This is a genomic window from Paenibacillus sp. FSL R7-0272 (genome assembly GCF_037969905.1).
GTDB classification, from domain to species: Bacteria; Bacillota; Bacilli; order Paenibacillales; family Paenibacillaceae; genus Paenibacillus; species Paenibacillus polysaccharolyticus.
The window spans coordinates 4,669,949-4,684,524 of the sequence record NZ_CP150221.1 but is presented as its reverse complement, the minus strand read 5'-3'; the positions used below and the strand labels follow the sequence as shown (position 1 = coordinate 4,684,524).

General features: G+C 45.7%; 15 protein-coding genes. 8 read left to right on the top strand and 7 right to left on the bottom strand.

Features of this window, described 5'->3' with window-relative positions; translation table 11 throughout:
• Window positions 1-9 precede the first annotated feature (9 nt).
• Window positions 10-1,337 (bottom strand): IS3 family transposase gene (locus MKY23_RS20755; protein WP_260511209.1). Its coding sequence is split into 2 segments (ribosomal slippage): window positions 10-968 and window positions 968-1,337, totalling 1,329 coding nucleotides; the frame shifts between segments, so codons are not numbered across the junction.
• 234 nt (window positions 1,338-1,571) lie between these two features.
• Here MKY23_RS20755 and MKY23_RS20750 point away from each other — a divergent pair.
• The 3 genes from MKY23_RS20750 (at window position 1,572) to MKY23_RS20740 (ending at window position 4,288) form a co-directional block, all read left to right on the top strand.
• Window positions 1,572-2,390, top strand: a complete 819-nt coding sequence (locus tag MKY23_RS20750) for a MerR family transcriptional regulator (protein WP_339831893.1) — start codon at window positions 1,572-1,574, stop codon at window positions 2,388-2,390.
• A 49-nt stretch (window positions 2,391-2,439) separates the two neighbouring features.
• Complete coding sequence (locus MKY23_RS20745) at window positions 2,440-3,630, top strand: MFS transporter (protein ID WP_339831891.1); 1,191 nt, start codon at window positions 2,440-2,442, stop codon at window positions 3,628-3,630.
• Between the two features lie 214 nt (window positions 3,631-3,844).
• Window positions 3,845-4,288 carry an Hsp20/alpha crystallin family protein gene (locus MKY23_RS20740; RefSeq protein ID WP_154887840.1) on the top strand — a complete coding sequence of 148 codons (444 nt, stop codon included), beginning with the start codon at window positions 3,845-3,847 and terminating at the stop codon, window positions 4,286-4,288.
• Window positions 4,289-4,502: 214 nt separating this feature from the next.
• Here the strand turns inward: MKY23_RS20740 and MKY23_RS20735 are convergent, their stop codons facing one another.
• Entirely contained in the window at window positions 4,503-5,060 is a 558-nt protein-coding gene (locus MKY23_RS20735; protein WP_339831889.1) for a DUF1697 domain-containing protein, read from the bottom strand.
• 165 nt (window positions 5,061-5,225) lie between these two features.
• Here MKY23_RS20735 and MKY23_RS20730 point away from each other — a divergent pair, with 165 nt between their 5' ends.
• Complete coding sequence (locus MKY23_RS20730; protein ID WP_339831887.1) at window positions 5,226-5,594, top strand: VOC family protein; 369 nt, start codon at window positions 5,226-5,228, stop codon at window positions 5,592-5,594.
• 118 nt (window positions 5,595-5,712) lie between these two features.
• Here the strand turns inward: MKY23_RS20730 and MKY23_RS20725 are convergent, their stop codons facing one another.
• The 3 genes from MKY23_RS20725 to MKY23_RS20715 form a co-directional block, all read right to left on the bottom strand.
• Window positions 5,713-6,360: a hypothetical protein gene (locus tag MKY23_RS20725; RefSeq protein WP_339831885.1), complete on the bottom strand. Its 648-nt coding sequence runs from the start codon at window positions 6,358-6,360 to the stop codon at window positions 5,713-5,715.
• A gap of 62 nt (window positions 6,361-6,422) precedes the next feature.
• Window positions 6,423-6,989 carry a TetR/AcrR family transcriptional regulator gene (locus MKY23_RS20720; protein WP_154887848.1) on the bottom strand — a complete coding sequence of 189 codons (567 nt, stop codon included), beginning with the start codon at window positions 6,987-6,989 and terminating at the stop codon, window positions 6,423-6,425.
• Window positions 6,982-8,196 carry an MFS transporter gene (locus MKY23_RS20715; RefSeq protein WP_339831882.1) on the bottom strand — a complete coding sequence of 405 codons (1,215 nt, stop codon included), beginning with the start codon at window positions 8,194-8,196 and terminating at the stop codon, window positions 6,982-6,984. Before MKY23_RS20715 ends, MKY23_RS20720 begins: the two co-directional genes overlap by 8 nt.
• A gap of 211 nt (window positions 8,197-8,407) precedes the next feature.
• On the opposite strand from MKY23_RS20715, the gene MKY23_RS20710 reads away from it, so the two are divergent.
• Together MKY23_RS20710 and MKY23_RS20705 are read left to right on the top strand one after the other, a co-directional pair.
• Entirely contained in the window at window positions 8,408-9,214 is an 807-nt protein-coding gene (locus MKY23_RS20710) for an alpha/beta hydrolase (RefSeq protein ID WP_339831880.1), read from the top strand.
• Window positions 9,215-9,237: 23 nt separating this feature from the next.
• The gene (locus MKY23_RS20705; RefSeq protein ID WP_339831878.1) at window positions 9,238-10,221 is read left to right on the top strand and encodes a sensor domain-containing diguanylate cyclase; all 984 of its coding nucleotides are present in this window, start codon (window positions 9,238-9,240) and stop codon (window positions 10,219-10,221) included.
• Between the two features lie 104 nt (window positions 10,222-10,325).
• Here MKY23_RS20705 and MKY23_RS20700 read toward each other — a convergent pair whose 3' ends face one another.
• The gene (locus MKY23_RS20700; protein ID WP_261769227.1) at window positions 10,326-11,819 is read right to left on the bottom strand and encodes a right-handed parallel beta-helix repeat-containing protein; all 1,494 of its coding nucleotides are present in this window, start codon (window positions 11,817-11,819) and stop codon (window positions 10,326-10,328) included.
• Between the two features lie 111 nt (window positions 11,820-11,930).
• Between MKY23_RS20700 and MKY23_RS20695 the strand changes: the two genes are divergently transcribed.
• Complete coding sequence (locus MKY23_RS20695; RefSeq protein ID WP_154888596.1) at window positions 11,931-12,590, top strand: DUF2625 family protein; 660 nt, start codon at window positions 11,931-11,933, stop codon at window positions 12,588-12,590.
• Window positions 12,591-12,615: 25 nt separating this feature from the next.
• Entirely contained in the window at window positions 12,616-13,086 is a 471-nt protein-coding gene (locus tag MKY23_RS20690; RefSeq protein WP_339831874.1) for an SMI1/KNR4 family protein, read from the top strand.
• A 125-nt stretch (window positions 13,087-13,211) separates the two neighbouring features.
• On the opposite strand, the gene MKY23_RS20685 is transcribed toward MKY23_RS20690, so the two are convergent.
• Window positions 13,212-14,561, bottom strand: a complete 1,350-nt coding sequence (locus MKY23_RS20685) for an MFS transporter (protein ID WP_339831872.1) — start codon at window positions 14,559-14,561, stop codon at window positions 13,212-13,214.
• Window positions 14,562-14,576: the final 15 nt, after the last annotated feature.

The following is a 14,576-nucleotide window of genomic DNA, read 5'->3' as shown; positions in this document are numbered from 1 at the left end:
TAAAAAAGGTTAGGCAGCTTCAAGCTGTCGTCTGTATCTTGCAGGCGGCAGCTTGTTTAAGTTCCATTGGCCTCGATAATGATTGTAGTAGATCATGTAGCTCTTTACTTCTTGCTTAACCTCCTCCAGAGTCATGCATGTTTTAAAATTGGTTTCATCTTTAAAATGCCCAAAGAAGGATTCTTGTGGAGCGTTGTCCCAACAGTTTCCTCGCCGTGACATGGATTGATTGAACCCCATTTGTTTCACAAGCTTTTGGAACTTGGGGCTTGTATAGTGAAATCCTTGATCCGAATGAATCAAGGCATCCGAAGTCAGATGCCTATGCTTTTTGAGTTGTTTCAACGACTCCATTGCAATGTCCAATCCAAGGGAAGCGGAGACTTCATAGGCTAATATTTCATTCGTCTCGGCATCTTTAATCGTTGATAGATAGGCTCGTTTGCTTATCCCATAAGTTAAGTACGTAATGTCGGTTAAGAGAACCTTGCCTGCAATTCCTGGCTTAAAGGCTCGCTTTAACAGGTTGGGACAGGTTCGATGCTCTTGCGTCGCTTTAGCCATACGACGTGCTGGATTTGCTTTTCGAATGGGACAAACGATGTTGTACTTCTGCATGATCCGACGAATGCGCTTAAGATTGTATATGACGTTATACTCAAGTGCGAGCGTCATTTTAATTTGACGTGCGCCTTTGTTCCTCCTACGGTAATGGTAGGCTTTCAGGATGATCGCTTTCACCTTATGGTCGTCCTGTTCCTGCTTTTGACGATGTAGCCTGGCGCTTTCACTACAATAGCGGTAGTAGCCTGAGCGTGAAACACCAGCAATAGCACAAAGAACATGCACCTTGCCTTGGAAAGAGCAGGTATGCATCATCTGTTGAATCAGTTCGAATTTTTGTCGTGTACGGAGTTGGATTTTTTTCTTCTCATCTGCCTTTCGAGGTGATCGAGCTTTTTTAAGAATTCATTCTCCGCTTCAAGCCATTTCATTTTTGCTTCCAAACGGGCATATTTTTCTTCAAGACTTAATTCACGGTTTAGAGGACGGCCTGAAGCGTGTTTTCTACCATCCGTTAATCCAGCAGATCCTTGTTCCTGAAATGCCGTACGCCACCGATTGGAAGCCTTTTGAATCCGGGTTGCACCCAAAACGTCAATGGGGAAGCCAGCTTCCTGAAAGATTTCACTGGGAAGCGTACCTTGACTATGTTGTTGAATAAATCGTTCTTTGAATGCATCCGTGTATGTAATCGCTTTAGCACTAACATTTCTTACATAGGGATTTCTTCTCAACTGATCTTGCTCTTGCATTGTAAAGTGTTTTTTTGACATTTGCTTGACCACCGCTCGTTTTTTATTCATTGTACACAAAAAAGACCCTACAAGATGACCTTTTTTAAGTGTCCATCTTATAGGGTACATTTTATCCATGCTCCTGTCCTTTTTATATTGCCTTAAGAATTGATTACTAACTCTGACTTTATGTTCTCTAGCATGCTACCCTTGACTTTCCCCTGCACGGGAGACTGTATACTCACGTTAAGTTAATGGATTGGAGATGATACATTGTTCAAAATCAGTACGTTTGCCAAGCTCAGCAAGCTTTCTTTAAAAACGCTGCGCTATTACGACCAGATCGGTATCCTCAAGCCGCGTAAAGTAGACGAGGACACGGGTTACCGATATTATTCTGCAGATCAGTTGCTCGAACTTAACCGGATTCTGATCTACAAGGAATTGGGCTTTACGCTGCCGCAGATCACGCAGCTAGTGAAGGAGGACATTTCGCATGAACAGATTCAGGGCATGTTGAGACTGAAGCGAAGTGAGATTCAGCAAATGATTGATATGGAACAAGCCAGGCTTGTACGCATTGAAGAACGCATCCAGCTTATGGAAAGCGAAGGACAATGGGATACAGGCCAGGAGATCCGAATTAAAGCCGAGGCTGCTCAGACCTTCCTGTTCTTTACTGCAAACGGGGGAGAAGAGCGTATTCCGGAACTGCTGGGTCATCTGGATTCACTGCTAACCAAAGACCTGCGCCAATGGATTCAGGGACCACAGGTTGTGTTGTGGCGAGAGGTGGATGGAAAAGAGGATGAATTCGAGTACGAAGTCGGTTACTTCTTAACGGGTCAGCCTCCTGCAGTTGCTGAGCCGTTTCAGATCAGGAATCTCCAGCCGGAACCGATGGTCGCCTCTATGGCGTTTCATTCGCATTCCACATTTGATGGGGCAGCCTGTGTGCGTTTAGCACGGTGGATCGAGAAAAACAACTACCAGATCAAAGAGAATGAGCCGGGCAGAGAATACTATTTGCCTCTATCCCCTGAACAGGATGCACAGTACATCGAGATTCAGATTCCTATCACGTGCAGGTAACTAGAAGGCTTAAGTGAAAATGAACATATAGAAGATGGAGTGAGAAGGGTTGAAAAATAAAGGCACGATTTATATTCTGGCACTGGCTGTGTTTCTAATCGGCACCATTGAATACATTATTACCGGAATCATTGAGATGATGGCGGCTGATCTTGGCGTATCTACGGCGGAAGCGGGCATGCTTGTGACGGTATTTGCCCTTGCAGCAGCTATTGTTGCACCCATTCTGATTGCCGTAACCATTAATGCTGACCGAAGGAAACTATTGCTCCTAACCTTTGGCGTATTTATTGCCAGCAATGGCATCATGATGTTGGATCTCTCTTATGAGGCGATGATCTGGATACGTATCATTCAGGGAGCAAGCGGTGGTATGACAACGGTCGTTGCAATGGCGGCAGCGACAAGGCTTGTGGAGAATGAAAAGCGAGGTAATGCGATTGGAATTATTCTGATGGGGCTAAGCAGCTCGCTTGTGCTTGGTGTGCCGATCGGTACATTTTTCAGTGAAATGTTTGGCTGGAAAATGTTATTTATTGTCATTGGCCTGCTCAGTATTGTTCCATTTCTGATTATCTATCAAAAGGTTCCTTCCATCCGCGAGCAAGAGAAGGTAACCGTGAACATGCAGCTCTCGTTGCTGAAAAACAAATCGATTATAATCGCATTGATGATGTCACTGTTATATGTGGGCGGTTACGCAACGTTGTTCACGTATATTACGCCGTTTTTGCAAAAGACTTCGTCCCTTACCATGACCGAAATTAGCCTGATTTTGTTTTTGGCAGGGATCTGTAGTTTTATCGGTTCCAAATTGGGCGGACAACTGGCAGATGCCAGAGGATCGAAGTTCACCATTTTTGTTGGGTTAGTGTTGCAAGGGCTGACGCTTCTGTTATTTGCTGTGACGGGTGCACATCTGATCTTGCTGATCCTGGTTCTGATGATATTTATGTTGGCTACATGGAGCATCTCTCCTGCCCAGCAATTATATCTGGTAACGTTAGCCCCTCGTAGTCCGGACATTGCGCTAAGTTTGAATACGTCATTTATTCAATTTGGCTTTGCACTGGGGTCCGGGGTGGGCGGGCTTGTGATTAGCCGTTCATCGGTTCTGGCATTGAATTGGGCAGGCTTTGTTGCGGTAGGATTAGCCGTTTTATTAGCAGTACTACAGTTTAGGAGTGCCAGCAAAAGGAAAACATTAGCGACTTCTGGACAGGAAATCAATACGCAGTGAGTTGCGGTGAAGTATCAAAAATTGGTCAGACAAAGTCAGAAGGTCAGATTTGGTCAAAATAAATGATACAACGATCTATGTTAATGTATTTAACCGAAATCGCAGATTATTGCCTTAAATCGCATTTTATCGGCTTTGAACCATCGTAGCATCATGAATACAATAATAGATGTAAGCAACAACAAACCCAACCACATTTAAGGAGATGATGTTCATGTTTGATCTGATTCCATTTCGCAGAAGAAATGATGACCCGTTCGGACAGATGCTGAAATCCTTCCATGACATGGTTGACACTTCATTCCTCTCTTCGTTTGGAAGCAGTATGCAACCATTCCGTACCGACATTCGCGAGGAAAACGGCAAATATCTGGTCGAAGCCGAATTGCCTGGCTTTGCCAAAGAAGACATCGATATTCAGGTGCAAGGCAATGAACTCGTCATTCGCGCCAAACGTAATGAACTGGTTGAGCAAAAGGACGACGATAATCGAATGATTCGTCAAGAACGTCGTGCCGGGGAATTTGTCCGCCGTTTCTATGTGGATCATATTGATGAAGAGAATATCAAGGCACGGCTGGAAAATGGAGTGCTGAAGCTGGATATTCCGAAACGTCCAGATGATGAACAGACACGCAGACGTATTCAGATTGACTGATGAAGGCATAAGCATAGTCATTCATAGGAATGCAAGATAGGATTTAAGACGTAAAATGAAATGCAAAAGGACTTAACATCAGAGAACTGATGTTAAGTCCTTTTTTATGTAATACATGTTTCATGTTCCGCAGGCAGGCAGGAACGAATTCCCTTGAGACGATTGGTGGAGCAAGTACATGAAAGGAGTCTGTTCCTGAACAGGAATGCTGGTTTTATTTTTCAGCAGCGGCTTGCATAAGTGCATAAATTTTACGTGTCGTATTAACGTTTCTGACCGTCATGTACGAATAGATCTTCGAGCTTGCAAGTTTATTCATGCCGCTCCGTGTTGCTTCCTCTCGACCAACCGAATACAGAAGTGCACCAGGTACATAAATAAGCTCGCCTACATCGGGTTTCAGGGGCAGCTTCTCCAGAATATCAACATCGTTAATTTCCTCCCACAAAAAGAAAACATCACTTTTGGCCTGATCATCATTCGTCCAACCGGAAGGCAGTGCCTGTATGACCGATGTGATCTCATCCATGTCTCGGACTAGCACTTTAATCTGTAAGCCAAAATCCGCAGCAATGGCCTGTTCCAAAATGGCAGATATTTCGGCATGGGCATCGCTTCGCGCCTGATCATCGGCAAAGATGATATTGCCAGAATTGATGTAAGTCACTACCTCTTGCATACCAGCCTGTTCAAACGTTTCTTTCAGCTGTTTCATCCCAATTTTGTTATTGCCGCCCACATTAATACCCCGTAGCAAAGCAACGTAGATCATGTATACATCCCCCAACCACTTGAAAATTTTAAAAAATGAAAAACGCTACTGACATACTGTTGGCAAGAGAGGGTCTTTATAATCAAGATACACATCAAGAAAGAGGTTATGAAAAAGATTTTAGTCATCTTTGATTAACCCAATATAAAGGAGGACGTTATTCATATGTCAGTCATTGGACCCGATTTTATTTCACTTCAGGTGACCAATCTTGAAAGCTCGGCAACATTTTATCAAAATCATCTTGGTCTGGTCCGTTCACAAGCTGGACCGCCTCATGCAGTCGTTTTTGAAACAAAGCCCATCGCGTTTGCTCTTCGTGATCTTATGCCAGGAGTAAAACTTGGTACAGACACGCAGCCTGGGCTTGGTATTGCTCTGTGGCTGCATGCCCCTGATACACAAGCCATCCACGACAAGCTTCTCGCAGCAGGTTTAGAGATTACATCCGCGCCAATCGACGGACCATTCGGGCGCACCTTCACATTTGCTGACCCAGATGGTTATTTAATCACTCTTCACAGTAAAGCCTGATATACGACTCCCCAAGTGGAACACAGCTAAATTGTAAAGCTGTTACTGTGAGGGGAGTTTTTTTAGTCCCTTATTGTTTATAAAACCATCCCAATTCTCTTCCTCATTCTCATATAACTCATAAAGATAGATACTCGATAAGGTGTTTTGTATGTACTTCTCCGAGCAGTTCCCTTAATTTTGGCTGCACCTGGACAAGATATTCAGGTTTGGTTTCGTAAGTTTCTTCGTCCTTCACTTCTCCTGAAAATGAACGTGCGTTTTCAATCAAGATGGCAAGAGCATTGAAAAAGTCGGCTAGTGAATCCGCAACTCGTTTTGGTTCTCCACCCTCAAATGCAGCATAGACAGGAGAAGCGGGAGCTTGTGCGTCAACGATAATAGGATCATCGTTCACGTTGGCGATGACAATATGATGTGGCGGCCAGGAATCGGATTCTTCGAAAGGTTCCTGCATACCAATCCAGCGAAATCCCAGCTGCTGGCGATGCAGATGCTCGGGAGCGACGAAAAAGAGCAGAGCGGCATCGCCGATTTCGACAGCTGCACTTTTCATTTTCAATGTTCCTTCGGCTTGAGCGTCTACCATCTCGTAGTGACTGTAGAGGTACTCAAGCTCCGGCGAAAGGGAAATACGCTTGTCCACTTCTGGCTGAACTGGAAGCACCCGAGGGCGAAGATCGTGATTTTGAAAAAGCCCGTAGGTTTCATTATATAAGTCTTGTTGTTCTACGAAACGGGTTAAGGCCGCATTCAGTGATTGCATGATATGCCTTCCTCCTAATCAGTTTGTTATGACTCATGTAATAGTTACGAAGAGGGACTGCTTTAGCTTTGGATGCCAGACCAGAACACATTCCAGGTAATAGCCATCGCTTGCTCGTATGATTGCCTTGTCTCGTACACGAGCTGTATATCAAGACCGTCCATCAGAGTGACAAAAGCTAGCGTTGCTTCTTCCGGGCTCAGACGAATCCCCTCATGACTTGCGAACAAAGCGGTTACTTCTTTTTTTAAGGTGCCGAGATATGTCCGGTATTGAGCCAAAACAAAATCATTCACTTCTAGCGGCGCCATAAAGGACAGAATGTACATAAAGGCTACATTGGGCTGAGTAAGGAAGCGATTTTTATGTTCGAGCAAAAAGGCATATAATCGCTGCTCCAGCGTATCTCCTGCAGTGGAAATTCCCAAGAAATCTTGTACAAACTGTTGCTCCTCTTGCACAACTTCCTCATATACTTCCAGCAACAAGTCCTTTTTGGAAGAATAATGATAAGCCAGTGATTGTTTACGGATACCGGCTTCTTCGGCAATTTGTGCCATCTTGGTCCCTTCATAACCAAAACGATTAAAATGCTGAATCGCAATCTCTTTAATTCGTTTTTTACTCAATGTGTACCCCCAGTGATCGGTCTTCGAACTGCTTCTGCTTTAGAGCGTATACCGAATATAACAAGATGTATATCACTAAAACAGCGATAGAGATAGTATACACTACCGTGTAGGAGAATGCAGATGCCACCAGACCCAGAACCAAAGAGCCGCCGCCGATGCCGAGGTCAAAAAAATTAAAGAATGAAGCCATCGCATTCTCATGCTCATGTTCTTCCACGAGATTGACACACCATGTTTGGATGGCGGGGAAAATGGCACCAAACCCAAAACCGTACAGTGCGCCAGCAATCAGAAAATGGATCTGGTTCTGTGAGAGGATCAGAACCAGGAGCCCGGCGATCGCGAAAAGTGCCGAAGGAAGAAGTACAGACCCTGGACCTAGGCGATCAAACATAGTTCCTGAGAATAGTCTGACGACAAAGCTGGCAATCGCCACAATAAAGAAAAACCAGGCAATATTGCTGAAACCCTTCTCCGCAGCAAACAAAGCGACAAAAGACATGATCGAACCGGCCGCAACGCCAACCATCAGGATGAGCAATGAAGGAAATAATACCTTTTTCTCAATAAGTTTTACGGAAGTGGCAAGATGAACGGAAGATTTGTCCTCAGACTCCCTCTGAGAGTTTCTGGATACAAAAACGGTCATCAGAAGTGCCAATAACAAGATACACATTCCGCCCAAGAACAGGCTCTGGTAGTTGTATTGAAGGAGCAGGCTTGTTCCAATCAATGGACCAACAGATATAGCGACGGTTTCTCCAACTCCGAAATATCCCATGCCTTCCCCTCGTCGGCTTTTCGGAATGTTTTCCGTAGCAATTGTTGCAAAATAAGTCGTTGCCAGACCAAAACCGAATCCGTGGACTACACGTAGTACAAGAATTATTCCTATACCTGACGAGAGGTAGTATGCGCCAGTAGCTAATGCACAGATGGCGATGCCAATAATCAAGAGGTACTTTTTGTCCATCTTTGTTGCCAAAACGGAAGTGAAAGGTCGAACTAGTATGGCTGAAAACATAAAAATGCCGGTTACAAGCCCGATCTTTGAAGCATTTCCTCCCAAGCTGGAAACGAATAAAGGTAAGGTGGGGAGCAACATTTCAAAGGCCATAAACAAAAGTGCATTGGCCAGCATGATAAAGATAAACGATTTTCTCCAAAGTTTCTGCGGTGATATGTCTGATGTTAGGGTGTTCATGATATTCCTCCAAAATATGTTCTAATATCAAGCGATATGATGGTTGATTTTATCTGACGATAGTCAGGTTGTAAAGGTGTTTTTTCAATTTGAAACAACTATTTCATGTTTAACAGAGTAAAAATATTAACATTTTTAACCCTAATTCCAACATTTTCCGATATAATACTTTGATAAATTAAAATTATAATCTCTCTGAGAGGTGAGTGAGATGACGGTTGATGTCCTTGTACGCAACAATGTAAATGTACTTGGTACAGGCAGTCAGACGATTATGTTTGCGCACGGCTTTGGGTGTGATCAGGATATGTGGCGACATATTGTGCCTGCTTTTTTTGAACAGTACCGGGTTGTTCTCTTTGATTATGTAGGCTCCGGGGAGTCCCAAATTAACTATTATGATGCGCTTAAATATAATGATCTTCATGGCTATGCCCAGGATGTACTTGAGATTATGGAAGTGCTGGAACTTCGGGATGTCATCTTTGTCGGGCATTCCGTCAGCAGTATGATTGGTATGCTTGCCTCCATTCAGGCACCACATTTCTTCAAAAATATCGTTATGCTGGGGCCTTCTCCGCGTTATTTGAATGATCTGCCCCATTATTATGGTGGATTTGAGCGGCGGGATATAGATGAACTGCTGGAGATGATGCAATTAAACTTTATCGGCTGGGCAAGTTATCTGGCCCCCATTGTGATGCAGAACCCGGAACGCAAGCATTTAACGGAAGAGTTGGAAAAGAGCTTTTGCTCCCGTGATCCGCATATCGCCCGGCAATTTGCCGAAGTTACATTCCTGTCTGATAGCCGGATCGAACTGGATCTGGTGTCGGTGCCTACCTTGATTCTGCAGTGCTCAGATGATAGTATCGCTCCTGTAGAAGTGGGAGATTATTTGCATTCCCATCTGAAGAACAGCAGGCTCACTCAGATGAATGCCAGAGGACATTACCCTCATCTGAGTGAACCCGGCGAGACGATTCGATTAATTAAAGATTATCTGGCTAGTGCATAACGTATAGAGGAAAGGCTGTTTTTATGGACATTCAATTAGATACTGCACCTTGTGGATATTTTTCAATATCGGATTCGGGCGTCATTATGTCGGTAAATCATACGTTGCTGGACATGATTGGGCGTGAACGGGATGAATTGATGGGCAAACATATTGAATCCGTGATGTCCGTCACCAATAAAGTGTTTTTTCATACGTATTTCTATCCGTATATTCAGTTGTATGGTCATGTGGACGAGATGTACTTTTCCTTTCGCAATCGCGATCAGGAAGACGTCCCGGTGTTGCTCAACGGGGTGCGTCAGATGCGGGACGGGCAACATATAGTGGACTGCGTAGTCGTCATTATGCGTAAACGGATTGAGCATGAAAAGGACATTTTAAATACCAAGACCAAGCTGCAGGAGTTATATCAGGCAACACAAGAGGCGAACCAAGAGCTGGAGCGTCTGCATGAAGAATACAAAATCAAAGAGCAGGCGCTGATTAAAGTCAATGAACAATTGGAATTGATGGCGTCTACGGACTTGCTGACAGGTCTCAAAAACCGTCGGTTTTTCCAGGAGAAAATGGCTCATCATCTATCGCTCTATCAAGAGGAACAGCGTGAATTTTCACTGCTTGTAATGGACATTGACCACTTTAAAAGCATTAACGACACCTACGGACATCCCATCGGTGATCTGGTACTGGGTAACTTGGCTACGCTATTACTATCCATTTCGCGTGAGGTCGATGTGGTGGCACGTTACGGTGGTGAGGAGTTTGTGATCATTCTGGCAAATTGCGGAGAGGAACAAGCCATCAGCATCGCAGAACGATACCGGTCACAAGTAGCTTCTGCGGATTGGGGGGAATATCACGTTACGGTGAGCATTGGCGCGGCAACGATCTCGGCAGCAGATACGGAGCTGTCTGTGTTTCAAAAGGCAGATGATGCACTCTATGCATCCAAGACGGGCGGGCGAAATAGGGTAACCCATGCCGCTAGTTTGGTCCGGCGTTAAGCCGGGCTAAGCATCATAAAAACGGATCAGCAGGCAGAGAATCTTTGCTTACTTGATCCGTTTGTTTATTAGTATAGACGATGGTTAGAAAAGGAAGACAACGTCTATCTCGGGGCCAGATAGCCGTAAGCTTTGGCTGGAGAGCCTGTTTGCAGGCGATAATCTCCCTTTGAGCTGTTCACAAACGCTGGATTGACGTAGCGTGAATGTGTGTCATTGCCTGTTCCTTGTTGGTACGCTGTAACACCGGAATAGCTTTTATTTTTCCAAACCCAAAGGGCCTCCTGCGCCTCGCCGTTAACGTAATAAAGGTTGTGGTCGAACACATTGCCTGTATTGCTTGTGTACTCGTTGTAGATCAACACGTCTGAGCTGCCAGCGGCAACAATATTACGGGTGAAGGTGTTATTTTGGGTATGTGACTGGATCAGGAGCTGTCCGTTGCCTGCGTTTAACGTATCATTGTGTGCGAGTGTATTGTACATGATCTGGCTGTTTTCCGTTGCGCCCCGCTCTTCGTCATAACCTCCTATAGCAATACCGGTTAGTCGATTGGCATAGATCAGGTTATCACGAACGGTGATGTTGCTGGTGGAACGACCGGCGTGCTCCGAAGCTATCTCGATTCCGATATCATTCCGGTATACTTTGTTGCGATCGATGATATGATGGGTGCCGCCGTCTACATAGATCGCTCCGGCCGAATTACTTTTATTCGGAAGTGGAAGCCCGTAAGATGGATTGCGGGTTGATGTGATGTTGTAGATGGTGTTGCCGCGAACGATGCCGTTTCTCGCCCGATCATACGTGTCATCCTCTGAAATGCCCTCATATCCAATCAGATCAATACCGATGTTGTCCGTATCATGGATGGTATTGTTTATAATGGCGAAGGTGTCAACATTGCCGTTAACCGCAAGTGATTCGCTGGAACCTAACACGAGGTCATATAATTCGTTATCTTTAATGATGATATCGCGTAGGGCCTGTGGATGCTCTGTGCCATAGATGGCGATTCCGTGTGCATCTCTGCCTTGCAGTTCATCGCCTTTTGGCGTTGCCCGGCTAGCTATGGCATGAATTTGGTTGCCGAGAAGCTGAACGTTCTCCCCTGCTCCATGTACATAAATGCCGACAGGGACTTGTCCCGTCTGAGTGGTGGAGAAGCCACGAATCTCCAGATTTGAGATCGTAACATGGCTGACATTGTCCAGTTCGACCATGCCTTCGACGCCGCGTACAGATAATTTCTTGCCATCGAGAATTGCTTTCTCTCCAGGATAACTGGAGATTAGCGTAGGTTTGCCTGAAGAAAGCCCGCTACGGGTTATTTTGACTTTCTGGGGGTAGACGCCTTGGCGCAGATAGATCGTACTACCGGGAGAAGCATGATCCGCTGCATACTGAATCGTCTTCCATGGAGAATGGACGGTTCCGGGATTCTTATCGTTTCCCTGTGGTGAAATATAATAGATGGTCTGATCATTCGTTTCGGTTCGGACATCTGGTTGTTGAGGAATAGAGAAGGCTCGATCCTGGCAGCCCGAAGATGTGAACAACGTGAGGATTAGAGCAGGGAGCAGGATGAAACGAAACAAGGATATTCCTCCTTTAATTACAATCTGAAAGCTAATTATATCAGATTTGAATGGTAGAATAAGCCATGATATGCTTGGAAAAGTCATGAAATGGAGAGGAGTTGTGGAATGATGAATAATCTGTCTGCTGATGAATTAATGGATCAGGAAAATCACGCCTGGCCGGAGCTCAAAGCGCTTATGGATCAGGGGGAGAATACATATACCTATGTTCCGGCAAAGCCGGAGATGGGCAAGAATACGCTGCACCAGCTCCAAGTGAGCACGCGTTCCTATCTGGGGGCTGTCGCCTATGAGACGGAGGGCATGGTGGTGGATTATGGATGGATTACGTTGCTGGGCGCAGGCGGTGAGAGTGTATATGGCAGTCTGGCCAGCTGGAATGGCTTGAGTGCTGAACCTGCTGTAGAGGCATTGCCGGGCATGATGGTCGTGGCCTATGATGTGGCAGGAGGCTTTTTTGCTCTGGATACCGGGAAGTTCGATGGCTCGGGACAGATTTATTATTTTGCACCGGATGCCTTGGAGTGGGAATCAACAGAGCTCTCGTACTCCGAGTTTATGACTTGGCTGGCTGAGGGTGATCTGCAATTATTTTACGAAACGTTTCGCTGGAAAGGCTGGCAGGAAGAGATGGCGCAACTGAACAAAGGCCAAGTGTTTGCTTATTTTCCTCCGCTCTGGACGAAGGAAGGTAGCGGAAAGAAAAGCAGCAAAACGCCAGTTGATATTGCTGAAGCTTGGAAAGCGGCACTTGAAGCGAAAAACTGATCAAGCTGAGAGAGGGCGAATAGGGATGAATGAGCAGAATGATCGTGCAAGTGTGACGCGTATTCAGTCTCATTATGGTATTGTTTTTCCACAGGACTATCTGGACTTTATTCAGCTACACGGCGATGCTTCCTTTGATCTGATCCAGGGCACAGAGACGGAAGATTGGGACATTCGTTTTCATGTACTGGATGATCAGTTTATTGCCAATAATGCTGCGTTGGTGGATGAAGTCAATCCTGATCCGCGGCGAATTATTCCGATTGCGTGGAGTGTCAGCAGCGGCAACAACTATTTGCTCGATTATCGTGAGAACGAAGAGGTGCCCTCCGTGCTGGTGATGGAACATGAACTGGCGATGGTGCGTGAAGATGCGGAGAGTGAAGCCGAGACGATGGAAGAGGCACAGCAGTTGATGGAGGAAAATGTGAAGCTGCTTGCTGCTCATTTCCAGTCATTTGCGGCCCTTCTCCAGGTACGGTCATCACAAGCGTAGGGTTTGTATTAGAGAAAGCAAAATAAGCAAAATAAGCAAAAGGCTCGCAAACAGGTGCGAGCCTTTTTTACATAAGTTGAACTTGTAATTTTAGCGGTACACTCCGACGACAGGAGCACGCTTCATTAGCGACCCGAGGGTACAGAGGTTAAATCACGATTAGAAACTGAAGTAGCTTTACTATGCCATAACGTCAGTCCAAGCGAAATGAGACATACGACCAGCAGGCAGCCATATACCACATGATAAGCTTCTTGTAGCGTTACTCCGGGTATGGCGTGCAGAAGCAAACCACACACGGCTACAGACACCGAACCACCAAAGAACTGGATCAGCTGCAACAAGCCCATGCCAGAACCAATCTGGTTTCTAGGCAGTACACGTGAAGCTTCGTTATTCAGGGAGGCCATGGAGGCTGATAGTGCTGGCGAGAAGAACACGTAACCGCCTGTAATGATCAGGGCAGACTGGTCAAGTCCAAGCATAAACAACACCAGAACTGCCGCCAGCATACACTGCCCAATCAGCATAAACCGCATATTGCCATACCGATCTATCCAGCGACCGACATAACGGGTACAAAATGCCGAGATGATCGCTCCGGGGGCAATGAGCAAACCGATGGCAAGAGCAGAGCGATGGTACAGATCCGCAAGCACTAACGGCATAAGGAACAGGTTTCCGAGATTAACCACGAGTATGCAGAAACCAATGAGAATAAGCCGAGTGAAACCCGGCGTTCTAAATACCTGTGGGTTCACAAAAGGCAACCTTGCTTTGCGAATATACAGAATATGAGTAGCCAGAGAGACTATGCCGATGCCAAGCCATATCCATGACCGCTGTGTGATGGCTACCAGCAAGGTGGTTGCATTAACAATGGTTAGTAGTGCGCCTGTAAGGTCAAATGGCTGTTCTTTGTTCACGGTCTCCCGTGGTAAAAAATAGAGCAATACCGGCAGGGCCAGTAGCACTAGCACCGTAATCGCAAACAATCCGTTCCAGCCCATGTACTCGCTGATCAGTCCGCCAACAATGGGGCCAAGACCAAAAGCCATCGCGCTACCTGATGAGATGAGAGCCAGAGCTGCACCGCGTCGTTCCACCGGAATGTAACGGCTTGCAATGACGAGACCTAGGCCAGCCATAACCCCTGCCCCTGCGGATTGCAGAATACGCGTCGTGAGCAACAAGGCAAAGTTATGTGCGAACAGACCAAGTACGGACGAGCAACCGAGAATCAAGAGCCCAACGGTGACCAGCTTACGTACCGGAATTCGGTCAGACAAGCGGCTGTAAATTACGGTAGACAAGGCATATCCGATAGAATAACTGGAGATAACCCAGGAGCCCAGGTCAGAAGTGATCTGAAGATCACGGATAATGACAGGCAACGAAACATTAAACATGGTTGTGTTCATGACCACGATGAACAGACAACATGTCCAGAGTGGCATTACAATTTTTTCTTTCACGTAACCATTCCTGTC

What these genes read in the sequence shown, in the direction of transcription:
- MKY23_RS20725 (WP_339831885.1), bottom strand. Translation starts at nt 6,360, where the DNA reads ATGCAATCACTGAATGCGGCCTTAACCCGTTTCGTAGAACAACAAGAC.
- MKY23_RS20705 (WP_339831878.1), top strand. Translation starts at nt 9,238, where the DNA reads ATGGACATTCAATTAGATACTGCACCTTGTGGATATTTTTCAATATCG.
- MKY23_RS20710 (WP_339831880.1), top strand. Translation starts at nt 8,408, where the DNA reads ATGACGGTTGATGTCCTTGTACGCAACAATGTAAATGTACTTGGTACA.
- MKY23_RS20690 (WP_339831874.1), top strand. Translation starts at nt 12,616, where the DNA reads ATGAATGAGCAGAATGATCGTGCAAGTGTGACGCGTATTCAGTCTCAT.
- MKY23_RS20695 (WP_154888596.1), top strand. Translation starts at nt 11,931, where the DNA reads ATGAATAATCTGTCTGCTGATGAATTAATGGATCAGGAAAATCACGCC.
- MKY23_RS20715 (WP_339831882.1), bottom strand. Translation starts at nt 8,196, where the DNA reads ATGAACACCCTAACATCAGACATATCACCGCAGAAACTTTGGAGAAAA.
- MKY23_RS20735 (WP_339831889.1), bottom strand. Translation starts at nt 5,060, where the DNA reads ATGATCTACGTTGCTTTGCTACGGGGTATTAATGTGGGCGGCAATAAC.
- MKY23_RS20730 (WP_339831887.1), top strand. Translation starts at nt 5,226, where the DNA reads ATGTCAGTCATTGGACCCGATTTTATTTCACTTCAGGTGACCAATCTT.
- MKY23_RS20740 (WP_154887840.1), top strand. Translation starts at nt 3,845, where the DNA reads ATGTTTGATCTGATTCCATTTCGCAGAAGAAATGATGACCCGTTCGGA.